Source organism: Variovorax sp. GW821-FHT10D07 (assembly GCF_059415325.1).
In genome coordinates this window covers 227,120-253,553 of the sequence record NZ_JBWKMZ010000013.1, presented here as the reverse complement: position 1 = coordinate 253,553, position 26,434 = coordinate 227,120, and the positions used below count along the sequence as shown (strand labels likewise).

Annotated in this window: 18 protein-coding genes; 14 read left to right on the top strand and 4 right to left on the bottom strand. The window is 57.3% G+C overall.

Features of this window, described 5'->3' with window-relative positions:
* Positions 1 to 110: 110 nt before the first annotated feature.
* Complete coding sequence (locus AC07PU_RS31795) at positions 111 to 1,355, bottom strand: MFS transporter (RefSeq protein WP_495322296.1); 1,245 nt, start codon at positions 1,353 to 1,355, stop codon at positions 111 to 113.
* Between the two features lie 544 nt (positions 1,356 to 1,899).
* Between AC07PU_RS31795 and AC07PU_RS31790 the strand changes: the two genes are divergently transcribed.
* From AC07PU_RS31790 to AC07PU_RS31770, 5 genes are all read left to right on the top strand, one after another.
* Positions 1,900 to 2,691: a YqaJ viral recombinase family protein gene (locus AC07PU_RS31790; protein ID WP_495322294.1), complete on the top strand. Its 792-nt coding sequence runs from the start codon at positions 1,900 to 1,902 to the stop codon at positions 2,689 to 2,691.
* A gap of 771 nt (positions 2,692 to 3,462) precedes the next feature.
* A complete protein-coding gene (locus tag AC07PU_RS31785; RefSeq protein ID WP_495322292.1) occupies positions 3,463 to 3,729 on the top strand; it encodes a hypothetical protein in 267 nt (88 codons plus the stop codon).
* Entirely contained in the window at positions 3,726 to 3,953 is a 228-nt protein-coding gene (locus AC07PU_RS31780; protein WP_495322290.1) for a hypothetical protein, read from the top strand. The genes AC07PU_RS31785 and AC07PU_RS31780 overlap by 4 nt, the downstream gene beginning before the upstream one ends.
* 100 nt (positions 3,954 to 4,053) lie before the next feature.
* Positions 4,054 to 4,476 carry a hypothetical protein gene (locus tag AC07PU_RS31775; protein ID WP_495322289.1) on the top strand — a complete coding sequence of 141 codons (423 nt, stop codon included), beginning with the start codon at positions 4,054 to 4,056 and terminating at the stop codon, positions 4,474 to 4,476.
* A 291-nt stretch (positions 4,477 to 4,767) separates the two neighbouring features.
* Positions 4,768 to 5,538 carry a DUF7227 family protein gene (locus AC07PU_RS31770; protein WP_495322288.1) on the top strand — a complete coding sequence of 257 codons (771 nt, stop codon included), beginning with the start codon at positions 4,768 to 4,770 and terminating at the stop codon, positions 5,536 to 5,538.
* Between the two features lie 16 nt (positions 5,539 to 5,554).
* Here AC07PU_RS31770 and AC07PU_RS31765 read toward each other — a convergent pair whose 3' ends face one another.
* A complete protein-coding gene (locus AC07PU_RS31765) occupies positions 5,555 to 5,761 on the bottom strand; it encodes a hypothetical protein (RefSeq protein ID WP_495322287.1) in 207 nt (68 codons plus the stop codon).
* Positions 5,762 to 6,491: 730 nt separating this feature from the next.
* On the opposite strand from AC07PU_RS31765, the gene AC07PU_RS31760 reads away from it, so the two are divergent.
* Positions 6,492 to 7,460, top strand: coding sequence for a DUF932 domain-containing protein (locus AC07PU_RS31760; RefSeq protein WP_495322285.1), 969 nt, complete (start codon positions 6,492 to 6,494; stop codon positions 7,458 to 7,460).
* A gap of 388 nt (positions 7,461 to 7,848) precedes the next feature.
* Here the strand turns inward: AC07PU_RS31760 and AC07PU_RS31755 are convergent, their stop codons facing one another.
* Positions 7,849 to 8,178: a helix-turn-helix domain-containing protein gene (locus AC07PU_RS31755; protein ID WP_495322283.1), complete on the bottom strand. Its 330-nt coding sequence runs from the start codon at positions 8,176 to 8,178 to the stop codon at positions 7,849 to 7,851.
* A gap of 148 nt (positions 8,179 to 8,326) precedes the next feature.
* Between AC07PU_RS31755 and AC07PU_RS31750 the strand changes: the two genes are divergently transcribed.
* From AC07PU_RS31750 to AC07PU_RS31735, 4 genes are all read left to right on the top strand, one after another.
* Positions 8,327 to 8,683: a hypothetical protein gene (locus AC07PU_RS31750; RefSeq protein WP_495322281.1), complete on the top strand. Its 357-nt coding sequence runs from the start codon at positions 8,327 to 8,329 to the stop codon at positions 8,681 to 8,683.
* 218 nt (positions 8,684 to 8,901) lie between these two features.
* Entirely contained in the window at positions 8,902 to 9,900 is a 999-nt protein-coding gene (locus tag AC07PU_RS31745; RefSeq protein ID WP_495322278.1) for a hypothetical protein, read from the top strand.
* Between the two features lie 527 nt (positions 9,901 to 10,427).
* A complete protein-coding gene (locus tag AC07PU_RS31740; RefSeq protein WP_495322276.1) occupies positions 10,428 to 11,093 on the top strand; it encodes a hypothetical protein in 666 nt (221 codons plus the stop codon).
* 349 nt (positions 11,094 to 11,442) lie between these two features.
* Positions 11,443 to 15,462, top strand: a complete 4,020-nt coding sequence (locus AC07PU_RS31735; RefSeq protein ID WP_495322274.1) for a helix-turn-helix domain-containing protein — start codon at positions 11,443 to 11,445, stop codon at positions 15,460 to 15,462.
* A gap of 135 nt (positions 15,463 to 15,597) precedes the next feature.
* Here AC07PU_RS31735 and AC07PU_RS31730 read toward each other — a convergent pair whose 3' ends face one another.
* Positions 15,598 to 17,034: a hypothetical protein gene (locus AC07PU_RS31730; protein ID WP_495322272.1), complete on the bottom strand. Its 1,437-nt coding sequence runs from the start codon at positions 17,032 to 17,034 to the stop codon at positions 15,598 to 15,600.
* Positions 17,035 to 17,815: 781 nt separating this feature from the next.
* Between AC07PU_RS31730 and AC07PU_RS31725 the strand changes: the two genes are divergently transcribed.
* The 4 genes from AC07PU_RS31725 (at position 17,816) to AC07PU_RS31710 (ending at position 26,208) form a co-directional block, all read left to right on the top strand.
* The gene (locus AC07PU_RS31725; protein WP_495322270.1) at positions 17,816 to 18,799 is read left to right on the top strand and encodes an AAA family ATPase; all 984 of its coding nucleotides are present in this window, start codon (positions 17,816 to 17,818) and stop codon (positions 18,797 to 18,799) included.
* Between the two features lie 56 nt (positions 18,800 to 18,855).
* Positions 18,856 to 21,420, top strand: coding sequence for a S8 family peptidase (locus tag AC07PU_RS31720; protein ID WP_495322268.1), 2,565 nt, complete (start codon positions 18,856 to 18,858; stop codon positions 21,418 to 21,420).
* A gap of 419 nt (positions 21,421 to 21,839) precedes the next feature.
* A complete protein-coding gene (locus tag AC07PU_RS31715) occupies positions 21,840 to 22,937 on the top strand; it encodes a DUF4238 domain-containing protein (protein WP_495322266.1) in 1,098 nt (365 codons plus the stop codon).
* 508 nt (positions 22,938 to 23,445) lie between these two features.
* A complete protein-coding gene (locus tag AC07PU_RS31710) occupies positions 23,446 to 26,208 on the top strand; it encodes a UvrD-helicase domain-containing protein (protein WP_495322264.1) in 2,763 nt (920 codons plus the stop codon).
* The last annotated feature ends 226 nt before the right edge of the window (positions 26,209 to 26,434 follow it).

Genomic DNA, 26,434 nt, shown 5'->3' with positions numbered 1-26,434 from the left:
TGGCGTATGAATAGCGGTGATCCTGCGCCCCTGCCAGGGCTCAATACGGATTGAGGCCTTGTGGGCATGCGCCCGCAAGGGCGGGCTTGGTCGTTTATGCGAGTAGGCCTTCAGATCCGGCGCGGCCTCAGCGTTGGTGAAAGCGAAATCATCAGAACGGAGAAGCCAAAGAGAAGCAATGTGGAACTGGTAAAGCTCCCCGTCGCATCGCGCAGCGCACCAACTGAGAGCGGGCCAAGTGCTGCCACCACGTAGCCGATCATCGAAGTGAACGCTGTCCAAGCATTTGTTTGGTGCGGATCGGATGTGTTGTCCAGCGGCAGCGTCATTGCGAGCGTGAACGCGCCGCCCAGCCCGATCGCTGTCAGCGCGATAGTGCCTACGGGGCTCAATCCCGGCACCGTGGCCATCAACACAAGCCCGATAGCCGTCATAACGGAACAGCCGAACAACCACCCCCGACGATCCAATGACTTGCTGAGCATCCCCACGGCGAAGCTCGCAACCATAAAGACTCCTGTGAACACGCCGAGCAGCAGACCCACCCGCGTGCTTGACAAGCCAACTTCCAGAAAGATGGGAGCAATCCAGGCGATCAACGCATAGAAGATCAGGTTGAGCGCCGCAAAGAAGATGGCGATCCTCCATGCAGTTGCATCCTTCCATGGAAGCGGCGCTCGAGGGAATGCTTTGCTTGTCTTAACGGTGTCCTTGGGCGCCACGCTCTTCATCACAGCGAGCCACGCAAAGATTCCGGCAAGCCCGAAAACACCCCACATGCCAACTGCCAGACGCCAACCTCCCGCCCCCGACGATATTGGTGCCGAGGAAACCGCGGCCAGTGTGCTGCCAAGAGAAAGCGCCGTGGCGTAGATCCCCATCATCGCTGCTGCGCGGTGTGCGTAGGCTGCTTTCACAAAGCCGGCGACGAGTGTTCCTGCGATTGCGATGCCAATGCCCACTCCGCCGCTGGTTAAAAGCAGTACGGCCACGTTCGTTGAGAGAGCGCGTGCGACTGTGGAGACGCTCAACAAGGCAAGGGCGAAAAGAATCATCCGATCGCGACCAAACCTGTGAGCTAGCCATGGAGTGGGCAACGCCAGAAGTCCCATCAGCAGATCGGGGATGGTGGTCAACAGCGCAGCGACCCAATGCAGAAGACCGAAGTGGTCGCGGATCTGATCCAGCGTCGGTCCGATAGAGACTAGGGAGGGGCGTAGAGCCAGCGCAACCACCACAACGCCAATGATCCCAACCAGGTCTCGCCGGGCCTGCACCCTCGGGCCCGTCTTCCCGATCGTGCCGGGCGCGCTTGGCGAAGTGGTGGTGGGACGTGTTGTCTGTCGATCTTCCATAAACCCCAAGCCTTGTCGGAGGCTGCCTGATCGGCGTTTCCGCTCTTAGCGCCCCCCGTGTTTTAGTAACCTGTAAAACGTCACAGAGAGGTTACTTCGGGGTGCTGGCCAAGTCAACCGTTTTGACGGGGGTGTGGGCACGAAAGGCGGGGTGACCTTGCTTGCCAGTCTTGTGCGCCAAGCCAAGGAGCCTTGTCGGGATCTGCATTTGAGGGGCGGTAGGCACCGATGCCATCTCCCTCTCAGTGTTGGTGAAGTGCCTTGGATCTGAAAGTCGCGGTCTGCTTATTCATCCATTGGTGTGACGAGAGACAGAGCATGTCGAATCCAGAAATTTTCAGCCCTATATCACCGCGTCGAGCTCTAGGGGTTGATCGCTTCCTAGCGTTGCTAGATCAAGGAGCTCAGCTTGCGGGTGGACACGGCCAAGAATCCTTCTGGTTCTGGCCGATGAAGTTCGCCTTTTCACTATCGAACTGATTTTCTCGAGCACTCAAGATATGAATTCATTGGAACCGAAATCCTTAGATCCTGATTCTGGGGAGTGGAACGCCGTGTTGCCAACTTTCGTCGTCAAGCTTCTGCGTCAAAAGGTCTCGCGTTCTGCGATGACCACGCGGTCTTGTTCATGGGCTTCAAGCGAGCGGATATGACTTGGACGCCTTGTTCTGCCAGCGTCATGGGCGAGCCACAGGGCATTAGTGCACTTGATGCCGCTGCGTCATTGGGCCTGAGTCCGTTCAAGTCGCCGATGCGCCTTTGGATGGAGATGACGGGGCGACGAACGATGCTGCAAGCCGAAGGCCCACACGGCGGCTGCGGCGCCATCGATCCCGATGCGAGCTATTGGGGCAATGTGATTGAGGCGTTCATGAGCGCTCACTACAGATCGCGCACTGGCCACAAGCCACGCCGCGTCCCGCAACGCAGTCATCTGCAGCATGGATGGATGCTCAGTGGCACGGCGCAGGTTTTGGGCGGCTCATCGGTTGTACAGCTTCTCATGTGTGCAGTGGTGGGGGTGTCTGAAGCTCCTCACTGGGACGGCGACATACCGCTATACGCAAGGGCTCGTGCACTTCATGAGCTCGTAGTTGCGGGCGCAGAGGCTCTCGATGTCATGGTTCTTGTCGGGGGGCGCGATCTGCAGATTCATCGAATCCATGCGACGCCATCGGCCGCGCGAGAGATCGTGGCGCAAGAGCAGGCGTTCTGGGAAAGCGTTCAATCACAACGTCCACCGCCGCTCGATCTCGCGATGGAACCTCGGATCGTGCTCGATTTGCCGGTGCAGCGCGTAGAGCGAGCCTATTCGCTGCACGCGCCTGCGATCTGATCGCCTCGCCTCTAGTCCCTTCCTTCTTCAACTCCCTTTTCCTCGTGGCCCGCCTTTCGGTGGGCTTTTTTATTTGTCCAACAGCTTCAGGAGATTCAAGTGCTTCTATTTTTCGATTCCTGGTCGTGCGTTACGGGCGCCGAGCCTTGCTCGACGAGCTTGACGTTCTTCTGCAACCTTGGAGGTTGATATGGAGACATCGGTCTCTCGCGGCTCAAAGCAGCATGTGATACGTGAGAAGTTGCGGCGCGTGCAAGCCTGCGCTTCAGTGCTGGCCTCCAGGCTGGTCGGGAACAGACTGTGGTACCTGGCCCGCGCGGAAACTGGCGACGGCTCATTCTGTACATGGATTGGGCTGACGCTCGTTGAGTGCCGCAGGGGCGAGGTCCTCGTCAAGAGCATGGACGAGAGCAGCGGGCCTTTCTACTACGACTGTCCACTAGCCTTCCTTGCACAAGCCGATCCACCGGGCGGCCCCTATGCGGCCGCCTGGCGCGAGCGGGTGCGCGCCTTCCATGCCGCTCGTATTGCCCGTCGTCCCTCGGTTCGTCCAGGGACGCGGGTGCAGTACGGAACTCAGGTTTTCACGCTTGTGCGTAGCCTGAAGCGCCGCGGCTGGAAGGTGCGTCGCGAGAGCGATGGGGTCGGCTTTCACATGACCTGTCGCCAACTTGCGAGGGCAGAGATCCTTCGTGCCGACAGCGCTCCCGTCACAAGACAGGAGCGAGAGTTGCATTGGGTTGACGTAGCACGGTGTGGGGAGCTGTCGCAGTGAGCGCCCGGATCCAGACCGTCGTCTTCACGGCGCAGGTTCGCATCTTGGATGAGGACGCTCTGCGCGAGGCCGCTGCCCAACGCGCGATTGATCACGGAGTCAGTGCACACGATTGGGTGTCGATGAGGTCGGGCTGTCGTGACGATGTGGTCATGCTCCTGGACCCCGGGGACGTCATGGGTGTTGGCTTCGAGATCATTCAGTCCCGATGCGAAATGCTGGATGTTGGCGCGAGTGAGTTGGATCCGGGCTCCTCGGCATGAGCCACGAGCGTCAAACGAATGTCGAGTTCGTGGTCGATCTGATGGAGCACTCGAGCCATGGCGCACTGATTCAGGCGTTCGTTCTTCAAGCCATTTGGATATACGCAGGGTCAGTCGCCAACAGCTCTGCGGAAGAGCTTGATACCCCCCTCGTGGCTGGCGAGGCCTGGCACGGCTGCGCGCAGGAGCTGCGCAGCAAGCTGCAACGCTATTTCGGTCGTTGACAGCGCATTTCTCCTTCAACGCGCGTACTTCGACGGCGGCTTGCCCTCCTACAAGGGCAAGTCGCCGTCGGTCGTATGCCGCAACTTTCAAAACATCGACATGAATATCAACATCACCATCGAAACCATGAGCCGCCAAGAGCGCAAAGCTTTTTGGATCAGAAACTTGAAAGCCGCGCGGCGGATGATGCGGGCTCTTACACCCGAGAAGATCGACCTCGATCGTTGGCGACACACGTGCGGCACGGTGTCGTGTTTCGGTGGCTGGATCCCAACTGATCCCTACTTTCAAAGTCTGGGCGTAACGGCGAACTCGGTGCTTGGCTACCCTCAGTTGCCGAGCGAGGACGACTCGATCGAGCATTTCGAAGTCGCGATCGTGCTCTTCGGAGATGAGAGCTTGTTCTACGCGCGAGACTGGAGCATGCACAGCGAGTTTGAGGCGAACATGAGCCACACCGATCATGAGGTTGTGCTGCACCGTATCGACGCTCGACTGAGCAAGCTGGGCGAGGAGGGCTGAGCCATGAAGTTCTCCCGCCACGTTGTCACGCATGACCGCCTTGGTATCGCGCGTTTCGTCGCTGTCTACGAACGGCGCAGGCGAGTGCTCGCAGGCCTGACTTCTTAGGGCTGATCCCAAGGGTAGCTCGGACGTTGACCGGGCTGGGTTCGAAGAGGTCTGCTGCACGGACCGCCACTTGCGCTTACCGCTTTCGGCTCGACGGTAAGGGCGGCCCATCTCCCGTCTCCCCTCTCTCATCTTCTGCGCCGCGAACGCGGCGCTCCCCCATAGCAACCAGGAGTACTGCCCATGAGCAGTCGCATTGCCGCGCGCGCCGCTCGGACCGCTTGGTCCGAGCCTGCGCCAGTCAAAACTTTCCCAAATTCACTCACATATCACTTCACCCGAGTCAGTCAGAACGCGAAGACCGGTCCGATGCCGGTCACCACCACCAGCGCGAATTCTTGCCCTCCCAGCTGCAGCTACCGATCCAATGGCTGCTATGCCGACAGTGGTCCTCTTTCCCTGCACTGGCGCGCCGTTAGTGAAGGTCGCAGAGGAGGCAGCTTCGAGGAACTCCTCGAAGACATCGCCACCATTCGGCGGCGTGCCCTATGGCGGCACAACCAGGCGGGCGACCTGACACCTGCTACGCCCGGTGTGCTGGACGCGGCCAGCCTTGACAGGCTTGTGTGGGTGAACCGAGGTCGCCGAGGCTTCACCTATACGCACTACGAGCCCAGCGAAGCCAATCGAGCGGCGCTGCGCCGAGCGAACGAAGGTGGGTTCACTATCAACCTGAGCGCGCAGACGCTCTGGCAGGCTGACAGCTACGCCGCAGTTGGTTGTGCGCCTGTGGTCGTCGTTCTTCCCACGAGCGCTGAGCGATCCCTTCGCACGCCCGAGGGCCGCTCGGTGGCTATCTGCCCAGCGACGTTCGCACAGACGGACTGCTTGAACTGCGGTCTGTGTCAGCGGGTGGATCGCGATGTCATCGTGGGATTGCCCGCACATGGACGTGGTGCGCGCCGCGTGGAGCAGATCTTCTTCGCGGGAGGCCAGCATGAAGCGAGCGCGTAGCCCTGCAGTGGGCTCGTCAAGCCACGCGCAGTTTGGAAGCGAAGGCCAAGCCGAACATGACCGCATGGCTGCAGGAGATGGCGACGACCTTCTTGATGAAGCATTTCTGACGGCGGTGGATCGGGCAACGCTTGCACACAAAAAGGATGATCCTTTTCGGTTTCAGCGGCTGCCCTACATCCTTGCGCAGGAGATTCAGCATGACCGCTTGGCGCTGATCCATCAGGACCGCCCGAGTCGGTCGGAAGGCTGGGACTAGTTTGTCGCAGAGAAAGCAAGGCGGCACGCGGGAGAGGCCCGTACTCCAGATTTTTTGGGCCACATATGACTTGGTGGCGTAGGAAGAACGAGACCGAGTTTCGCCCGAGGAGACGCCGTCCCGTACTTGATGCTCCGTCGCGCTCCTGCGCTTTGACTGACACCTTAACCCACCGAGTCGCAACCCCCGCTCGGGGGCGAGCGACGCGAAACCTCTCATGGAAAGCGACGATCACTCTGACTACTCTGAACCTCTCGACGCGAGCTACTGCTCTCGTGACCCTCGCGACGAGCCTTGCCCGATCTGCAAGTCCCCGCACGTGGGCTTGCGAGAGCTTGGTAAGCCCACCGGCGCTTTGATCGGGACCGTGGCGGGCATCGTCAGTGGCGTGTGTGGCGCAGTGCTCATCGGCGCCCCGGACGACGATGGACCGCTCGCCGTCGCTGGCTCGGATTCCTCCTGGCCTGGCCTTGTTTCTTCTGCCGTTCTCGGCGGCATCAGTGGCGGCGTGGCCGGTTGCCGCATTGGATCTTCCCTCGGCGCAGCGATTGACACCTCCATCTTGCGCAATCGGCGCTGCAAGGACTGCGGGCACGCCTTTTCACTGCCAATTTTTTAAGCAATCGGCGTTTGTATCAACCCCAACCAGAACCTCAACTTCAACCTCTACTTCAACCAAGGAAACCCACTCATCATGTCTACCATCATCCAATCCCCCGCTGCTAACGAGCAGGCGGGCCGTCAGCGGCCGGGCCACGTGCTCGAGCCGCACCAGTCCGTGGCCGCCTGGGCTCGCAAGGCCGGCATGGACTGGATCATCAAGGAGGCTCCTGTTCGCTTCCTTTCCGAGGAAGGTACTTCCGCGGAATCGATGCGCAGCTATGAGGCGCAGAAGGTGCTCTATCGCAGCGACTCGAAGCTGCCGCTGTCGGTCGTGAGCAGTCGCTACCAGGTTGTCCAGCCCCTGGAGGTGCTGGAGTTCTACCGTGACCTGACCGAGATCTCCGGTTACGAGCTTGAGACGGCTGGAGTCCTGAAAGGCGGGCGCAAGTTCTGGGCGCTTGCACGCACTGGGCGGGAGGCCGTGCTGAAGGGCAACGACCTGGTGCGCGGCTACCTGCTGCTGGCGACCTCGTGCGACGGAACGATCGCCACCATCGCGACGCCCACGACGATTCGCGTGGTGTGCGAAAACACGTTGACGGCAGCCTTGAACAACGCCAAGGGCGCGGTCAAGGTTTCCCACAGTACAGCCTTCGATGCCGATGCGGTCAAGCTCGAACTGGGCGTGGCTGTGTCGGGCTGGGACGAGTTCATGTTCGGCATGAGGAAGCTGGCCGAGCGCAAGGTCAAGATCAGTGAGGCTTCTAGCTTTTTCCTGAAGACCCTGTGCAATACCGAGTGGAGCGGCGATTCCACAAACAAGCTGGTCAACGAGCGTGCCTTGAAGAAGGTTCAAGCGCTGTATGACGGGCAGGGTAGGGGAGCGGAGCTCTCGTCGGCAAAGAACACGGCCTGGGGCCTCCTCAACGCCGTGACCGAGTTCGTGGACCACGAGCGTCGGGCCCGCAATGCGGACTACCGGCTGGACAGCGCTTGGTTCGGCCAGGGGGCGGCGCTGAAGGAGCGGGCGCTGAAGGCGGCTCTGGAGCTTGTATCGTGAGACAGATCATCGCTGCGGCACAAGGCCCCGGAATCCGAAAGGATCCGGGGCCTTGTGCTTATGGAGCGCGATGTGCTCGTCAGCGTGAAGGGGGAGGGCGGGAACGCGCTCCGTGCTCTGGTGCCTCGGGGGCCGCGTCGATGGCGAGGCCGAGAAAGGAGCAGCGATGCTAGGAAACGCTAGCCCGCTTGAGTACCTGGTTGCCTACGCCGTAGTCCTGCTTTTTGGGATGGCGATGGGCATTGTCTTGGGGCTGAGGGGGCGTTTGGACTGGTGACGAACACAACGATCGGCCTGCTCTTTCAAGCACGACTGATTCCGACGAGCGGGGTCTACCCGCCCTCAGCTTGGCGCTCTCTGTATTCCGGCTACTCGGCGATCCTGACGGCTATACCTTTGGCTTGCGCGTTCGAGTGGCAGTGGGATATAGCCGCTGTGTTCTTGGCGCGCGTAGCAGTGTGTCGTCGAGGTTGTGCACCTTTGCAAAATCCGGCCTAAGCAACTCATGGGCCGGATGACCGATCACCGTGGCTATGCGTTCAATGTTATCGATAGAGATGTTACGTAGACCTCGCTCAAGCGTGCCGATGAAGGTGCGGTCCAACTGCGCTTCGTCGGCTAGGCGCTCCTGTGATATTCCTGCGTTTACTCGCATCAGGCGGACATTTCGGGCAAACACCTGACGAAGAGAGAGTGGGGCACCTGAGACACGTGGCATGCCGTTGATGCTTAAAAAACGACGCGTTTAGTACCACGGTGTTTAAATCCCATTAACATTCGCGAAACAAGACTTGAAAGTGCAGCGGTGACATCGCTAGCTTCGCTTTCTTGCGCCTCATAAGGAGACCTAAACACATCTTCGAACCATGCTTGCACGGATCTCGCATGTGGGGGCTTCGTTCAGCGCGGCTGGTCAGTTCCGGCTCGCAGCTGAGTTCAGCACGCCCACGCGCGAGGCTTATCAATCGAAAACTCAACTATCCATGGACTCTTTCAGCATCTTTCACCTACTCATCCTGGTCGGCCTCGTTGTTCCGCCCGTGCTGGGCTGGCGCGTCGCCAAGAAGCTCGGCTACCACGGCGCCTGGGGCCTGCTGGCCTGGACGTTCTGCTTCCCGTGGGTGGGCGTCGTTGTGCTTGCTGTGCTGGCGTTCATCAAGCTACCGCAAGAGCGCGTGGCTGAACGCGCATCTGCAGAGAGCACGCGGATCGGCGGCCTGTAACCGGCGCCGATTCCAAGACGGGAGGCCTTGCAAGCGCTCACGTTGACGGACCAAAGCCGCGCTGACCGAGCGCGAAGCTCTCTCTTGTCTCGCTTCATCACCGAATGCTTCGATTCGGAGGGCTCTGTGGCCAAGCCTTCTTATAGAGCGACCAGGCTGCTCAGCGAGGAGCTGGTTCTTGCCGTCTCGCGCTTGGGGATGAATCAACCACTAACACCATGAAAACTCAAACTTTCAAGCTCGTCTTCCTTGCCCTTCTTCCCGCCTTCCTGGTCGCATGCTCGAACGCCGATGTCGAGCGTGTGAAAGCCAGCAAAGGTCTTTCCGGATCCCTGCTGCCCACTGGGATGCCTTTTGGGGAGGTGGTTGAGAACTCCAAGGCTTGTCGCTCACCCAAGTGGGAGCGTACAGAGAATGACTACAAGCAGACCTTGGTCGTATTCACCTGTACGGCCGGAACCTCGGACGTGTCGATCAAAAAGATGCGCGAGAACAGCGCGGTCGCTCTTGAGCGCGCTGTGAAAGAAGCTGAGAGGTACTATCCAGAGCTTGTGGAACGCGTTAAACGAGATCTGTCCTTTCAAAAGCAGATGGCTGCTTCGACTCCATCGGCCACTCAAGCCGACCGGGTGCGCTTGGCCGAATACCTCGATGGCATCCAGGCCTATGAGAAAGCGCTTGCGGGCGAAGATGCCAAACGCCCTGAGCGCCGCGACTGGCGAGTGGCGAGCGAGCAGCAGCTGGCTAGCCTGAAGCGAGACTTTCAGGATCTGAAGGAAAAGATCGCGAACGAGGAAGCCAAACCCCAGCAGCAGGGCAGTACGGCTGTTGCGGAGGCACAGAAGCGCCTTGATGACATCGTTGCTCTGGAGGGCAAGTACGCAGCCGCCTTGAAAACCACTGAAAAGTCCGTGACCTCGGAGATGGACGCGCACTACTCTAAGTCTCGGGAGTACCGCCTAAGGGTGGTTTTCAGTGTTCCGACGGATCAGCCAGTCCGGATACATTCGCTCGAGTGGAGCGCTGAAGGCAAGCCGCTCCCACTGTCTCAGGGTGGTCCCGCGCTGTACAACCCACAAGACTTCGATGAATCTGTAACTTGGATCGTTGAGAAATCGGGCTATCTGGAAGCGGGAGACCTCTTCTGGACCAAGTTCCCTATCGATTGCAAGTCAGACTCCTACGGCGTCACTGGGACGTGTCGCGAGAAAAGTTAGATACGCAAGGAAGCCGTGAACGCTTGACCGACTGGCTACGCGAAGATGAACGAAAGAGGACCGCGGTCCTCTTTTTTTTGTTTTGGCTTGTCTCGCCTGAGGCCGAAACGGCTTTTCGCAAAGGAATGAACGCGCCGGGTGCGCTCACTAATATGCTTTACGTCCGCTGGTCCTCTACCGCAAGTGTTGGCGTGAGATCGAGGCGCCGGGCTTGCATCAGTTCTCGTCCGAGGCGGCCACCTTCCAGGCCACAATCGTTTGCCGTGACGAGAGTGTATTCCTGCAGAATCTCGAGAGGACATGCGGTCTCTGCGACACGGACGCATGTTCAATCCGCAATTTCGCGTGGCAGATGTTCATTCGCTCTTGCGGTCGTATCGTTAGAAAGGACAATCGAGTAAGACCGACCTGTCCCACCTTACTTGTCTGTTGTGCCGCTTACACCTACCGCCTTCTATCAATCGTCTCTGGCCGATTTGCATCAACGCCTGCTCCAGCACCCGGTTACGAAGGAACATTTGACGGGTATGAACATCCGATACGACGGCGATGACCTGACGCCTGCAGATCGTTTCGAGATTCCGCCGAGTGAAGGCTCGCTGTCTACCCTGGAGTTCGCACACCTATTTTTGGTCTTCAATGGAAGTCGCGTTCACAGGCAAGCTCAAAAGGGGGTAGGTGTCGATGATGCTCCGCCTGGCCTTTACTTCACGGTGGTGAACGAGCATCTCATTAATGGCCCTCACAAGAACAGATCGGGCCTATTCATTGAAGAAACTGGGGAGACTGACCTTTTTATCGGGGGACTGCACATCGATCATTTCTTTCTGAGAGAGCGCAACTCGCCACCGAGCCTTGGTTCGTTTGCGTTCGCGCTATGCGCAATCACTGCGCATCTGGCCGGTCTTGGGCAAATCTCGCTCATCGCCGCTGGCGGCAAGGGCTTCAATTTTCGGCACATTGGCTACAAAGTCTGGCCAAGGTTAGGTTTCGACGCCCCCCTTTTGCCCGGTGAAACAGATCAAGCACCGGAAGTCCTTAGGCCTTGCCGGTCGGTTCAAGACGTATTCGCCCAGGATCCCGCATGGTGGGATGAGAACGGTTCGCAACGCCGCATGACCTTCAACTTAGCTCCGGAGAGCGCGTCTTGGCGGAAACTGGTACCCTATTGCATAAACAAGGTCTCTGTATGAGCACAGCTACCACCTCCCCGCGCAAGAAACCTGGCCCAAAGCCGAGCAAGCCGGCTGGGGCAGGCCGCGTGTATACGATCTCGCTGAAGGGGATCCCCCGGCTGGATGCGAAGGCCAGGGAGCGGTTAGATGCAGCTGCCCGGAGTTCAACCGGTAAGCGTCGCAACTACCCCGTGGTCTCGTAAGACCTTTTACCCCCGCACAACCCGCCGTCAGGCGGGTTTTTTGTTGGCGCGGCATTCGTAGTGCGGCTGATTCGGTCGAACGATGGTGCGCCGATTCACGACCAACTTCTTGAACCATCTCGAAGCCTGTGAAACAATATTTATGTGTATCAGAAGAGGTACGTATGAAAGTTGTTCCGTATGGCGCCTTGGGCGAACTGCTTGTATCCTTGAGAAAGAGTTTGGGTTGGACTCAGCATGAGTTCGCTTTGCGGGCTGGGGTGACCCAGCAAACGATCAGCCGCTGGGAGCAAGGGCTGTCGCGCCCTCGGTCCAAGGAGCTCCCAAATCTGACTTTGTTGCTTAACGCAGATCTGGCGAGGCTGGAAGCCGCAGCAGGGTATTCGTCACCAGGGGGCGCCCTCGGCAGGGTGTCGGGGGCTCCAACGTACGACACGCCGTTACCTCTGCACAACCTGCGGCCTGACAGCTTTGAGAATTTCTGCGCCGACTTCTTGACGCGTTACTACCGTGATCGCGCAGGCGTCGCAAACCGGTTCGGTGGTGCGGGCAGCGAGCAGCTCGGCATCGACATAGAAGTTCGTGGCTCTTTTGGTGCGCATTCCTTCCAGTGCAAGCGTGTGGAGGAGTTCGGTGAACAGAAAGTCCATGCAGCGGTGGCCAAGCAAACCTACGCCGCCGAACTGAAGGTCTTGCTCTTGTCCAATATTGCGAGTCCTCGTGCTCGCTTGGCTATCGCGCTGCATGACGGTTGGCAGTTGTGGGACAGGGTGGACATCTCCGCTAAGTTTCGGGAACTGCCGATGGTCGATCGGCGTGATCTGGTGGACACGTATTTTCGCGGCCAGCGGCAAGCACTGCTGGGGGAGCCTGAGGCGGGACCGTTCCAGACGCCTGCGGAGTTCTTCAAAGGCTTTGTCGAGCCCGACCGCTACTTCACTCATGGTTGGGAACTGGTTGGCCGGCAGGAGGAGTTGGCCCAGTTGAAGGAGTGCATGGTCGATGACACTGTCCTGGTGACCATGCTGTTGGGAGCTCCAGGCAACGGCAAGACCCGTGTGCTGCGCGAAGTCGTTAACCGCATGCAGAGTGAGCGTCCAGAGGTCTCAGTCCGCTTTGTGTCGCCTACTGAAGATGTCAAGGCTCAGCATCTGGAGGAACTCGGCCAAGGCGAAAAATTGCTTGTCGTCGACGATGCGCATGACCGGGAGGATCTCAGCCAACTGATGCGATACGCCTCGGCGCCGGAAAATAGGGCCAAGCTGCTGCTCGCATTGCGCCCATATGGTCGTGCCATGGTCCGCAATCAAGCCTCGCAAGCGGCGGTGGATAGCGCGCAGGTGGCAACGGTGGAGTTGCGTGCTCGAACAAAAGAGGACGCCCGCGCGCTAGCAACGCAGGTGCTCCAAGCATGTGGTGGCCCGGTGGGTGCAGCGGACGTGATCGCGGAACTGACCTACCTTACCCCATTGGTGACAGTGCTGGCTACGCAAATCCTTGCTAAGGAGAACACTCCGCCGGCACTAGTTGGAAACAGTGAAGATTTTCACGGGCATGTGCTCGCCAGGTTGGAAAAAATCATTGCTGGTGAAATCGTCACGGGCACCGACGTGCCGAAGCTTCAAGCTGTGCTGCGGATGGTTGCGCTGCTGCAGCCGGTGGTTTTCGATGACCCAGGCTTGCTCAACATCCTACGAGATGTTGAAGGTCTGGAGCAGGAAGATGTCCAGCGCCTGCTGCGATTGCTGAGCGAAGGTGGCGTGCTGTTTAAGCGGGGTTTGCGTCACCGACTGGCACCTGACCTGCTTGCCGATTCCATCATCCAGCGCAACTTCATTGACGCCAACGGCACTGCCAGTTCGAAAGTACAGCAGGTCTTTGATCGCGCCGACTCTCAGTACCTGAAACACCTGCTGGTGAACCTTGGCCGCCTAGATTGGCGCCTTCGCAATGGCGTCACAGACGGCAGCACCTTGCTTTCAAGCATCGTCCACAAGCTGAAATGGTTCGATAGGTACCACAACCCCCACATTGAAGCAGTCGAGGCTGTGGCGTACTACCAGCCCCGCCTGGCACTCGACTTTGCCGCTCGGCTTATCGAACAGGGACACGGCGAGATCGCAGGTGTCTGCGGCATGGTGCGCCATGCAGCGTTTAATCTCGAGCATCTGGAGGAAGCATGTCTTTTACTGTGGCAGGCTGGAAAGTCAGACGGTCGAGCCCTGCATCAGCAGCCGAGCCACGGGATTCGCATCCTCAAGGAGCTCGCGGAATTTGCTCCGCAGAAGCCAGTGGATTGCGTGGAGCGGGTGGTCCAGTTCGCTTTGGAATTGCTTCATCGCCCCGCTGCCCTACAAGGACCCTACACGCCATTCTCAGTCCTTGAAGGCGCGCTTCGCACGGATATGGAGGAGCACAATTTCAGTAGGCAAACCTTTACCATCACCCGCTACAGGCTGGACCTTGAACTGGCAAGAGCTGTTCGTGGGCGTGTGATTGACGCCCTCGTGAGTTTTTTGCGCGATGGCCCTCCTCGCAAGGCTTTTCTTGCTGCGGAACTGCTGGCCGAAGCGCTGCGCAGTCCGATGCATGGCGACGAGGACATCGAGGTCTGGGACAACGCACATGCGCAACTTCTGGAGCGTGTCTGCGAGGTTTTGCAGGCGCCCGCTGTCCATCCGGCTGTATTGGTGAAAGCAGCTCAGTCCGTGAGCTGGCATGCGATGTACAACGATGGCTCCGTTTGTCAGCCACGCGCAAGATCCATCATCGCTATGTTGGACCGAGATCTTCCTACGAGGTTGGTTCGATTGGTTGTTGATGCGTGGGGTAGTGACACCTGGCGCGACGATGAGTCTTTCGACCGAAAGGCTCATCAGGCTGACCTCGCGAGGGCGGTCGAAGATCTTTCCCGTGAGTTCCCCGATGCCGAGCTCCTCCATAGCTTTGTGAAGCATTGGCTTGTAGAAATTGCCACGGTGGGTGGCGCTGGCTTGGGCACGGCCCAGCCGTTGATCGGTGCGCTGATGAAAAAGCGGCCAGATCTTGCCAAGCTGGTGCTGGCAAGGCACGACGATGTGCAGTCGCCGCTCATGCGCTTCGCTGGAACCGCGCTTGCCTTGCTGATGGATGACCCAAAGAGGCATGTGCTCCTCGCTGAGCTTTTGACCACCGCCACATCGAAGGCGTGGGAGCTGGTCTCGGAGGCGTATTCACGTCAGTCTGAGGGCTTCTTTGTCGAAGCTGATCACGCTATCGTTCGGCAAATCTTCCTGTCGAAGGAACCGGTTGTGCTCCGGAACGCAGCCATTATCGTGCGTCAGATTGCGACCAAGGATCCCGCAGTGGCGGTTCAACTGATCTGCGCGGCTGATTTCGAGGTCAGTCCGGAAGCGACACGTGAGTTTTTGATGTGGCTCTCGCACCGGGATACGATTCCACTTGAGGTCGTCGCTGACGAACAGTGGGGAACCCTGCTTCAGAAACTCGGGCGCTTGCGCCAGTGGGATGAGCACTGGACCAATGCATTTCTCGTGAAGGCAGTGGCCGCCCATCCAGCTAAGGTCATCGAGATGCTCAAGGCTAGACTATTGGAGACTGCTAGGAGCTTCGAATTTCAGTTCCTCAGGCGGAGTCGCAAAGGGAATGGGCTTGCACTCCTCTCACATCCCGACGGCCTTCAGCTTCTGCGTGAGTTTCTCAACTGGGCAGTCAATCAACATGCCGACGACAACTTGCAAATTGACTTCGGTCGTGCAGTGTCCGGGCTATGTGGCAAACATGGGCCAAGCCTTCAAGAGCTACTGCTTGGGATGCTTGCCGGCGGTACGCAAGCGCATGTCAATGTGGTTGCGAGTGTGCTTCGCAGCGCTCACCAGACTTTCCTGCTTGAAGAACCCTCTTTCGTCCGGCAAGCACTTGATCGAGCTGAAATCCTCGGGGAGAAAGCTGTGAAAGTGCTCTCATCGGCACTTTGGTCGGCAACTGTGAACGGCGGGCGAAGCGGGGCCGTTGGCGAGCCGTTCAAGGAAGACCTGGCTTTGAAGGCCCACTGCGAAGAGGTTCTGAAGGGTCTTAGCAAGTTGGATCCCGCACACGCTCTCCATCTAAGCCTGCTTCGACATGCAGAGGACGGCATTGATCGACAGGCACGGGAGAAAGAAGCTCTGCTTGAAGAGGACTGATTCCCGGGAAGACATGCCTTGCATGACGATTTGCATCGAAATTTTCTAGGACGGGCCACGGGGGGGGCGAGCCTCGCGCCGGAATTTCGCGCCATTCTTAAGCGTGCGCGGATCCTACAGATTTAATCTTTAAGGTCAATCCTCCGGAATGGCACTGTGAAGCTCTCGAATTGGCGTCCCGAGGGAGTAGTAGTCATAGTAAGCTGGAGCTCTAGTGCAGAGCGCCAATAGCATCCTATTTGCAATGGTCAACAGCACATGGTTCTGTCGAATCACGTGCACGGGACCTTCAGATGGAATGGGGTTTCCATGCGCGGCGCGGTTACGTCCGCCCCACGCCGCTTGCTCGGTCTTGCCGATCTCGAGGCCTAGCTTTTCGAAGCAGCGTACGAGCGCCTGATTCTGCGGCAGTACATTTACCTGATCTATTTTGCGAAGCAGCAAGTCTGTCGCATCGCTGCCTAGCTCCGCGTCAGCGATGACCTGACGCAATTGCTTAAGGATTGGACGCCAAGTGGCCTTTAAAACAATAGCTGAGCTGGTCGGGCCCGCTTGCTCGAAGTAGGAGTTCTGCAGGCTTTCGACGACGGCTGCGAAATGAATGGCGGCGATGTGGTACGGAGCTGCGAATGCGTGCCGGTATCCCCACATTACTGCCTGCAGCTTATAGGTCTCATACTCGCGTACAACTCCAGAGACGATGTCGGCCAGGAATGCTTCCTGAATCCCCCATTGGTAGTGAACGTCCAACGGCGCAGGTGGCTTGGTGGGAACGCTGTGTACGGAGCCGGTTATAGAGACTGCACTTACTGCAAAGGCATTCAACAGATCCCAACTGCCGGTGAACTCAGAGCAGCCAAGATAGACGAGATGGGATCCAAGGGCGAAAGACAGCCCGTCTCTTATCTTTTGACGAAGCTCTTCTTCCGGATTTCCTTCGAAGACTACGAATCCATCTCCGGCCTGCTTGCTTCCCTCCGGCAGCAGGCCTACGAAAACTGCAATCCCCGCCACCTCAATTCGAGCACAACAGCGCGTGAGTGAGCCCCCTTTTGAAGCTGCGGATGGCTTCCCCAGCCTAAGCTCACCGCTCGAACTAGTCAGAACAGTCGCACAATCTGTTTGCCCATGTCTATCGACCATAGCCGGCCAATGAAACGAGCTAGGCACGTTGCAGATCCACTCCACCACATAACCAACTGTTCCGGTCGAACGTGTTTTTAGGGCGAGGCTTTGGAGCCTTGCCTTTTCGTCTTTCCCGCGTCCAGGAATAGGCGAAAACATCTGCACGTTAGCGTGCCGTATGGTAATGCCCTCAGCCACGGCTATCTCAGCCACAGAATCTGAAAATACAAGCCGACCAGTGGCGGGGCCCACAACTCCAGCCGCCGGAAACTCCAGGCTTTCCTTGGTCCGCCAGTCGCTAGAGGCTTCGATGTATATCTGCAGGTCGTTGGGATCTCTGTAGACCCGAAAGTCCGTAATGGGGCCACTCAGACCGTCCCAGAATGAAATCTTGACTTCGGGCTTTGAAAGCTCCTCAAAGACTGCGTCACGTTCTGTCAGTTGCATGTGTGGCTCTTCTCCGCTTTCCGACTGTATTCTCAGGTATCTCCCCGAAGAACAGCGCGGGAAACCCTACTCATAGAGTTCGTAGATCGCGAATCAGCACTATCGATGCTGAAGTCATAAGTCGGTCGTCGGATTGCGCAACGTGCGAAGACGGCGATGACGCAAATTTCGAAAGCTTGCGCCCTATCCGCAGTGAGAGGGGGAAAGTCCTTAGTTGCTCCAACCCTTTGAATTCTCTGATCTCGCCGAGCCTCCGTCGCTGCGTCGTGCGGTAAGCCTGCCTAAGCTGCCTCCTTTTTGCCGAACTACACTGCTCGATCAAGCTTCTCCTTTGTTGTTAGCGCCTCGCAGTCCGGCGCTTGACCTGCTCGCCCGCGCTGTGCAGCCCGCGAGAGGGCGATGCCGTCGAGGTCATCTGGCGCCTCTCGCCAGAGCTTCCAATTCCTCGACCGTGTGCCGCGCGTGAGACAACGCTCTTTGCGCTGCAGACGCCTCAACCGCCCCTGATAGCTGTTGTGCGATTGCTTGCAAGCATTGGTTCAAGAGCCGCGTGGGCGCCCCGAGCGTCCCCTTTTCGTACCTGCACAGACAACTCCGATCCACTCCGTGCAAGCGCGCAAATTCCGCTTGCGTCATCTCTCCCCGAACCGTACGGATGAGTTCGCCCTGAGTTGTCGGATACCTTAACGTCATATTGCTATTACAGCACAAGTGTGTGATAATTACACAAACCGGTCGCGATGGTGTTCGTGGCCTAACATCGGTACAAGGAAAGCTCGATATGGCGCGCGCAGATCAAGTCAAAGCGCTTCTACGTGCCTATGCGGGCAACGAGGAGAAGCAGTTCATTTCCGTCGCACTTCAGATGGCGGCGGATGAGGCGCAGCGTGGGCACAACAAGCTAGCGTCGGAGCTCAGAGACCTGGTCGAGGCTGCTCGTTCGAGGTCGCCGCGGCCCGTGGGAGTGCGCCCGGTTCCGATCGCGCAGCCCCGTGGAGAACTCGCAGAGCTTCTCAGCGTGCTCTATACGCAACATCACCTTTCGCAGATGGTGATCTCGAGTGAGGTAGAAGCGAAGCTACAGCGCCTCCTCAATGAGCAGCGCAACCACGAACGGCTTAGCGGGCATGGCTTGGCCCCGCGTCGAAAACTGCTTCTCGTCGGCCCTCCAGGGACCGGAAAGACGCTCACTGCCAGCGTTATAGCGACCGAGCTTCGGCTGCCGCTTTTTGTTGCTAGGTTCGATAGCCTCATCACCAAGTTCATGGGTGAGAGCGCATCAAAGCTTCGCATCGTCTTCGAGGCCCTGAAGGCCACCCGTGGCGTCTACCTTTTTGATGAGTTCGACTCGCTCGGCCTGCAACGCGGCAGCCAGCATGATGTTGCTGAAATGCGTCGAACGCTGAACATGTTCCTGCAACTCATTGAGCAAGATAGCTCAGAGAGCATCATCGTGGCAGCGACTAACCACGGAGCGTCTCTCGATTCGGCGCTGTTTCGTCGGTTCGATGACGTTGTGCAATACGGTCCACCAACGAAGAGCATGATCGAGCTGCTGTTGAAGAACAATCTTGCAGCGATGACCCAAGGCAGCTTGGATTATTCGATTTTGGCGGACGCCGCACGTGGGCTTTCCCATTCTGACGTCGTGAGGGCGTCGAAAGATGCCATGAAAGACGCAGTCCTCAAGCATCGGGACTACGTTGACGCTGCCGATGTCTTGCTTCATTTGCGGGAGCGTGTCTCTAGCCAGAACTTGGCATAGACGGAGTCGATGTTGTTGGGCTAGAGTCTTTCCCCAAAAAAAGGAAATCTAGCCGAATGGCCACCTCACTGAATCACCTGTTTGTACAAAGCACCGGCGAGAGCGTCGAGTACAAGTCTGTTATCGGAGGAGGGGGGCGAGGCGTTGGCCAGCGTAGGGACCGGCAGACGCATTCCCTTCGCTTGCTTGCGGAGTTGACGGCTCTCGGCGTAGAGGAGGCCCGAATCGCTCAGCTGCGCGCTGCGAGTAGTGTTCCCACAGACGCAGGGTTAACAGTTGCTATAGAGGTCGAACCTAAAGGTATCTTGGATTTTGCCAAGATCGAATGGTCTAGAGACAACATTCAGGTCCTGAGCGTAGTCGAGCACGAGCGCTCTGAGGTCGTGTCGGTCCACGTGCCGCGCGGACAGCTAAGCGCTTTCGAGAAACGCGTCCGCGACTACATGACAAAGGATAAAAAGCCCAAGAAGGACGGAAGCGTTGGGCCTGTTAACGAGGACCTGGTCAACGCTATCTCAGCATTTCGTCTCGCTGTATTCGACGAGCTCTGGACCGACTCGATCGCGCCCCCGGGTGAAAAAGAAGTAGCGTGGTACCAGGTGTGGCTACGGCATACGCCTGCCGGCGCGGCTGGTACACGCGACGCGTTCGTACAGCGTTGCGCTAGCCTACCGCTTGTGGTCGACCCTGGATGGGTGTCCTTTCCCGGCCGAACGGTGATTGCTGTGCAAGGAACCCGCTCAGCACTTCAGCAGGCTCTAGAACTTCTTGATCTTGTCGCTGAAATCCGGAGTGTCAGACCGTCTGCCGAGTTCTTTCTCTCTGAGCTCAAGCCATATGAGCAAGCCGAGTGGGTCAACGATTTGCACGCCCGGGTCCAGTACGCTCATCCTGAAAGTAACGCCTATGTGACGCTACTGGATACTGGAGTGAACCGGGTGCACCCCCTAATCTCGACTGCTCTTCAGGAGCCCGACGTTCACTCATTGAATCCGAATTGGCCTATAACCGATCATGAAGGGCATGGCACAGGAATGGCCGGCTTGGTGCTGCACGGTGACCTGACGCTGCCCCTTACGGGAGTCGGTGAACCAGTACTCGGTCACCATCTTGAATCGGTCAAGATTCGCCCCCCGAAAGGTGACGAGCATGCCCCCCGTTTGTACGGTCGGGTCGTTTCGGACGCGGTGGAGATGGTGGAGGCGGTCGACGCGACCCGGAAGCGCACATTTGCCATGATGACTACCTCTGCAGGTGAGACTTCCGGCATCCCTTCAGAATGGTCAGCCCAGGTCGATCGTCTGTCTTTTGGTGTCAAGGCGACCGATGAAGGTGCCACTCTAGACCTTGATCGGAAGCCGAAGCTTTTTGTCCTAGCGGGGGGGAACGTCAGGGACTGGGATCTCTGGGAACACTATCCAAGCCCTAATTTGGCGTACAACGTCGAAGACCCCGGGCAGTCATGGAACGCGTTGACGGTCGGAGCATTTACTAACCTTGCGGCATTCGATTCAAACAAGTGGCCATCCCTGAAGCCCATCGCTGCAACTGGAGGCCTGTCACCTGGATCACGGACATCGGCGTTATGGTCGTCGCAATGGCCGTTCAAACCTGATGTTGTGGCGGAGGGCGGAAATGCCTGCGTAGATACGGCTCGGGGTGGAGTCACAATTGGTCCGGCCGATCTACGTGTCCTCACAACATCGCACGAGCCGTCCAGCTCGATGTTGGCGGAAAGTGGGGACACCAGTGCCGCGACGGCTGAAGTTGCCCGGATCTGCGGGCATCTTTCTGCTCGGTACCCAGGATATTGGCCTGAGACGCTGCGCGGCCTGGTAGTTCATGGTGCGCGCTGGACCGACACCATGCGGAATGGTGCGAATGCTCAATCGACGGGTGCTGTGAAGCGCGCGCTGGTCCGTACCTATGGATACGGCGCTGTTGATCTGGAGCGTTCAATGGTCTCGCAATACAGTGATGCGACGCTCGTGCTGCAGGAGACGATCGTTCCATATGTTGTTAAGGAAGGCGACGTTAAGCTGGGAAACATGAATCTTCACGCGCTACCATGGCCAGCAGAAAAACTGCTTGATCTAGATAGCCGCGATGTCGAGCTTCGCGTTACCTTATCCTATTTCATAGAACCCAACCCGGCTCAGCGCGGGTGGCAATCCAAGTTCAGGTACCAGTCGCATGGCTTGCGGTTTGCCGTGAAAGCGGCCTCCGAGAACCTCAATCGATTCCAGCAGCGAATCAATAAGCTTGAGCGGGAAGCAGCGCATCTAGATGACCCCGCAGCGGAAACTCCAAGAAAGAAGGAGTCAATTCCAGATCCTGAGGCGATGAATTGGTTTTTAGGGGCCAAGATGCGCGCGCAAGGATCGGTGCACTCGGACGTGTGGAGTGGAAACGCACGTACATTGGCCGGGATGGATCACATTGCTGTGTATCCAGTTGGTGGCTGGTGGAAAGACTGGAAAGGCGGTGGGCGTCAAGACGCACCGACTCGCTATGCCCTCATCGTCAGCCTTCGTGTGATTGGAGACACGACAGTTAACATATACACTCCCATCGCCAATAGGATTGGCGTCATGGTTCCAGCAATTTCTATTGAGCTGTGAGTCTTTGAGCGTTAGTGGTGGTCCATAGCTTTGCCCATTAGTCGTGAAGCAATGGGATTGACGCTCTCGCCTTCCAGCTTCCATTTTGACCAGGTGGTGGCATTCTCCGCACCTACTAACGCGCGTGGAGAGTGTGCAGGCTTGTGCCAGCGTGTAGCACTCGGCGCGCAAGCTGTACACCACAGGGCACATCGTGAGATTGATGGTCTCGCAACGTCCATCGTTGCGCTTCGAGGCAGTTCTGAGCATCGAGCGGTGAGCTGTCCTCTTGCCGCATCAGGTTCTAGGAGGTCCTGCCAAGACGCACAAGGATCAGGCAAATAAAACTCACGGCTCACTTAGAAAATACAGCCTTATCGTGACGCAAGGCATTGTTTGTGTCCGCGCATGTCTCAATCGTCGCAGCTCCTCGTTCGATAATGACCGCCAAGAAACAGCACTTTGTTCCTCAGCTTCTCCTGCGCCGTTTCGCAACGGAGAAGAGAGGTGAGTCCAGGCTTAACGTCTACGACACTGAGCGCCAGCAGTACCGCCCTAATCAAAACATCAAAGATATCTGCGCGGGAAACTACGAGTATGAGATAGATGACTCCTTTGAACGGTTTCTGAGTGAGCATGTGGAAGCCCCTGTTGGCGATGATCTAAAGATCCTCTCCGAGGTGAAGGATCGATTCAATCCCGTACCTACGCCCGCGCTACTGCGGTTCGTTGTCGTTCAATTGGCGAGAACGCGTGAAGCGTACGAGAGGAATATTGCCTTCGTGAACGCTGGGGTTCGGACGATCTTCGCGGAGATCGCACGACTGAACAGCCTAGAGCAAGACGACATGCGGCGATTGCGTGTCACTCCATCTGAGCCTAGGGTCGTGAAGGCCTATCTCGCCACGTTTGCCGCAACGCAGTACCGGCTGCTTCGTGACCTGCGCCTTGCGCTTGTCGTCAACAAGACCGAAACAGAGTTCGTTCTCTCAGATCATCCAGTATTTCAGCATAACTGGTATCTACGCGAGTCCACGCACCCGATGAGTTCGTCTATAACCGTCAGAGGGATTCAGTTCTTCCTGCCGATCACGCCTTCCGTAACTTGTTGTCTTTACGATCCCGGCGTGTATCTGTATCGTAACGCATCTGCTGGAATTGTCATCGAAGCGTTGGACGAGGACGTTCGGCTGTTGAATTCCTTCCAGGCAATCAACACCTCTGCGGTGCTGATGACGCGTTCCGATTCCATGAGGGCTGGGCTATGCGAACTCGGTGCAAAGTATTCGAAAGTCAAAGCCTTCGTTGAGACTGCAACACATACTCCAGCCTCGCTCAAGGCGGATGGGACGCTCCGTAGCACGCACCTTACTCTACGGTCGCAAGTGCGCTTACCTGCTATGCCGACGTTCGTCAAGATCAAGAATAAGGTTCGAAAGCAGCGCATCGAATGTATGGATCGAGAACCAGAAAACGTGTGGGCTCATGAGCGGTTCAGTGAGAATCTTCGCCGTAGGGATGGCTTCTCTTCCATGTAAATTGGAGAATTCGCTCTTGCGAGCTTGCCGGATGAGGACGGCACAGAGTTTTCGACAGGTGCGGTGGTCCGTCTGTAGCCTGGATTCGATGGGACGGCCTTTCTTGTTCTCGCTGCATTGCATCACTTTTGCCGACTGCGTGGCCCGGCCAGGCTCGGGTCGTTGCTTCGCGGACGCGATTGTTCGGTGTTGCGCGTCATCCTTGGTGTGCGGCTGAAAAGCGATGGGTTGATCGCTGAGATCCCATGCAGTGACGCAACTTGGCTCCCGCTGCATGAGCCGGCTCCTCGGCTCCGTTCGGACTTCATGATTACTCTCAATTTCCTTCTCTGACCTCTCCCTTCGCTATCTGCGTCTCTGGTTGAGCGCGATCTGCGTCATGAGAAAGCGGTGTCTCAGAAGACATGGGCGGTTTGAGCCCGTAGCTCGGAGCCGCCGTCAAAGAAAAAAACAAGCACCACACATCGCGCATAGAATTTCTACAGTTTTCTGTAGTTATTTCTTAGCAATGGTTGTGCAGGTTATGCCGCAAGTTTGGATTCCTACATCACTTGGAAAGTTCTTCACGGGTGCTCCCGATTGGAGACTTGAGTTGGACGGAGAGAAGGTGAAGCTTTCCGTCGGGGGGGCGGTCCTCGACGCGAACGTGGACAACCTTGAAAGCACCACCGTGACAGGTGGACTGTTTTGGGCGACGGTACTCATACTGGGTGCGAAGGGGCAGCGGCTTCAGCTTGACGGGATCCCGAACATTGAGGCGCAGCAGCTCAAGCGAGCGCTGACCGAAGCGATAGAGGCTAAGCGCAAGCGAGTAAGGGTTGAGAAATTCATCCGCAACTTTGGCCTGAGCGTACTTCCAATCCAATTTTGGGCGGAGTCGACGTTGAAAGCTTGTAGCCAGCGGCTCGCCCATCGTGGCTGGCTCAGTCGAGAATTTGCACAGCATCACGAGACAATAAAACCATCAACGGCACGCAGCATGTTCGAAACCCTGGAGGTTCGAAAGCACTTAGAACTCCAGTCAAAAGAGATCCAGGATGCCGTCCGGATATGGCAGCATCCCTTCGAGGAATATGTCAAGACCGTCAACGCTCAGCGGCTATCTCGAGCTCTGATCAAGGACAAAGATTTCTTTGACCGAGTAGAAAAATCGCGACTGACCCCTGAGCAGCGCGAAGCCGTCATCTGTTTTGATAACCGAGTACTTCTTGTTGCGGCGGCAGGATCAGGCAAGACATCGACAATGGTTGCCAAAGCGGGATATGCGCTTCAGCATGGCTACTTTGCTGCAGATCGCATGTTGCTGCTTGCCTTTAACAACGACGCGGCGGCGGAGCTGCGTGAGCGGATCCGAGCGAGACTGGGGCCTTTGAACCTTTCCGCAGATCAGGTAACGGCTAAGACTTTCCACGCCTTTGGTCTGGATGTTATCGGTGCGGCCACCGGAAAAAAGCCGTCACTTGCCCCGTGGCTTGAAGACGGAAAAGACCTCGAAACGCTGGTGGCGCTGGCGGACGAGCTCAAGGACAAGGATTCGCAGTTCAGAACGCAGTGGGACATGTTTCGAGTCGTCTTTGGACAAGACTTACCGAAATTCGGAAAGGAGCAAGAAAATCCCGACGCATGGGACCCGGACAAACGTCGTAGGGGTTTCAGAACTCTGAACGACGAAGTTGTAAAAAGCCAGGGAGAGGTGGTGTTAGCCAACTGGCTTTTCTATAACGGGGTGCGCTACGTTTATGAAGGCGACTACGAACAAGATACCGCCGACGAGAACTACCGACAGTACAAGCCGGACTTCTACCTGCCTGATGCCAACGCGTACTTAGAGCACTGGGCTTTAGACGCGAGCGGGGAGCCGCCAAAGAAATTCATCGGCTACAAAGATGGCATGGTTTGGAAACGGGCACTACACCAGCGCTATGGGACGGTCCTGTTGGAGACCACTATGGCTGAGTTGTGGTCCGGCGCGGCCTTCGAAAAACTAAGTCAAGAGCTTCCAAAGCTCGGCGTGGTTCTAGACCCCAATCCAGATCGTCCCGTGCCAGGACGATTGCCAATCGAGAACCGGCGCCTTGCCGGAACGTTCCGGACGTTCTTGACCCACGTGAAAAGTAATCGACTCACGACGGAGGATCTACAAGGAAGATTGTCCCAAGGGGAGGCCGGAACATTTCGCTTTCGCCACGGGATCTTTCTGCGGCTCTTTGAAGGCCTACGGCGCGCGTGGGACCAAAAGCTACGAGAAGCCAAGTGCATCGACTTCGAGGATATGCTCAATCTTGCAACGGACTGCATGGAGTCGGGCAAATGGCACAGCCCATACGAGCTCGTCATGGTGGATGAGTTTCAGGATGCAAGCCAAGCTCGCGCACGAATGGTAGCGGCCTTGGTGCATGGGGAAGACAAGTATCTGTTCGCCGTGGGTGACGATTGGCAGGGGATCAATCGCTTTGCCGGCGCGGATCTCACGGTGATGACCAGTTTCGAAAAGCTGTTCGGCAAGGCCACCACACTTAAACTCGAGACTACTTTCCGGTGCCCGCCCTCGCTGTGCGAAATCAGTAGTGCCTTTGTTCAGAGGAACCCTGCTCAGATCGCTAAGCAGGTCCGTTCGCCCAGGGCTGATATTGCAGAGTCCGTGCGTATCCTCCAGGTGGAGAATGAAAGTCTTCTTAAGGCGGCGGTGGAAAGGCGAGTAAGAGAGATTGGCCAAGCGGCCGCGGCGGCAGGTAAGAAGGCTTCCGTCTATCTGTTGGCGAGATACCAACGAGATCGTAGCTTCATGCCAACGATGTACGACGCGAGCTGGGTAGAGGTGGTGTTTCTTACCGTGCACCGGTCGAAGGGCCTTGAAGCCGATCACGTCATCGTTCCCCGTGTCACCTCAGAGATACTGGGCTTCCCGTGCAAGGTTGCCGATGATCCGGTGTTGCAGCTTGCTATGCCCGATGGGGACCCGTTTGCGTTCGCAGAAGAGCGTCGCTTGTTCTATGTCGCGCTCACTCGGGCCAAAGAGACGGTCACACTAGTCACGGTGCAACATGCGGAATCGAGCTTCATTAGCGAGCTTGTCAAAGAGCAAAGTCTGAAAATTCGTACTGTGGATGGTGAAGAGGGAAAGAGCGAGCTTTGCCCCAAGTGCGGACGAGGGTTCTTAAGGCCCAGGGTTTCGAAGTTCGGTCCATTCTTGGCGTGTAGCACTTTCCCTCGGTGTGACTACAAGCGGGACGATAGAAGGAAATCTTCCAGCGGCCGAATCTCACAATAGATAGCCGCGAGAGATTGGGCGATGCGCTTCTTGTCTCCGCGAGCTTGTTTGTCCACTGCGATGAAAGGTTTCGTGGAAATATCCCTGTATTCTCTGGCTGCCATTTTTTAAATGGTACTGCAAATAATATCTTCATTAGATAGTAAATTTATGCGAATACTAATTCAAACACTCTCGTTCTGTCTTTTAGGTTTTCTATCTGCGCCTAGTTTCGCTCAAGCACTTT

Bases quoted from the DNA above. Each gene is read 5' to 3' on its own strand.
- AC07PU_RS31795 (WP_495322296.1), bottom strand. From the start codon at position 1,355: ATGGAAGATCGACAGACAACACGTCCCACCACCACTTCGCCAAGCGCG.
- AC07PU_RS31780 (WP_495322290.1), top strand. From the start codon at position 3,726: ATGAGCCACGAGCGTCAAACGAATGTCGAGTTCGTGGTCGATCTGATG.
- AC07PU_RS31775 (WP_495322289.1), top strand. From the start codon at position 4,054: ATGAATATCAACATCACCATCGAAACCATGAGCCGCCAAGAGCGCAAA.
- AC07PU_RS31770 (WP_495322288.1), top strand. From the start codon at position 4,768: ATGAGCAGTCGCATTGCCGCGCGCGCCGCTCGGACCGCTTGGTCCGAG.
- AC07PU_RS31765 (WP_495322287.1), bottom strand. From the start codon at position 5,761: ATGGATCAGCGCCAAGCGGTCATGCTGAATCTCCTGCGCAAGGATGTA.
- AC07PU_RS31760 (WP_495322285.1), top strand. From the start codon at position 6,492: ATGTCTACCATCATCCAATCCCCCGCTGCTAACGAGCAGGCGGGCCGT.
- AC07PU_RS31755 (WP_495322283.1), bottom strand. From the start codon at position 8,178: ATGCCACGTGTCTCAGGTGCCCCACTCTCTCTTCGTCAGGTGTTTGCC.
- AC07PU_RS31750 (WP_495322281.1), top strand. From the start codon at position 8,327: ATGCTTGCACGGATCTCGCATGTGGGGGCTTCGTTCAGCGCGGCTGGT.
- AC07PU_RS31745 (WP_495322278.1), top strand. From the start codon at position 8,902: ATGAAAACTCAAACTTTCAAGCTCGTCTTCCTTGCCCTTCTTCCCGCC.
- AC07PU_RS31740 (WP_495322276.1), top strand. From the start codon at position 10,428: ATGAACATCCGATACGACGGCGATGACCTGACGCCTGCAGATCGTTTC.
- AC07PU_RS31735 (WP_495322274.1), top strand. From the start codon at position 11,443: ATGAAAGTTGTTCCGTATGGCGCCTTGGGCGAACTGCTTGTATCCTTG.
- AC07PU_RS31730 (WP_495322272.1), bottom strand. From the start codon at position 17,034: ATGCAACTGACAGAACGTGACGCAGTCTTTGAGGAGCTTTCAAAGCCC.
- AC07PU_RS31725 (WP_495322270.1), top strand. From the start codon at position 17,816: ATGGCGCGCGCAGATCAAGTCAAAGCGCTTCTACGTGCCTATGCGGGC.
- AC07PU_RS31720 (WP_495322268.1), top strand. From the start codon at position 18,856: ATGGCCACCTCACTGAATCACCTGTTTGTACAAAGCACCGGCGAGAGC.
- AC07PU_RS31715 (WP_495322266.1), top strand. From the start codon at position 21,840: ATGACCGCCAAGAAACAGCACTTTGTTCCTCAGCTTCTCCTGCGCCGT.
- AC07PU_RS31710 (WP_495322264.1), top strand. From the start codon at position 23,446: ATGGTTGTGCAGGTTATGCCGCAAGTTTGGATTCCTACATCACTTGGA.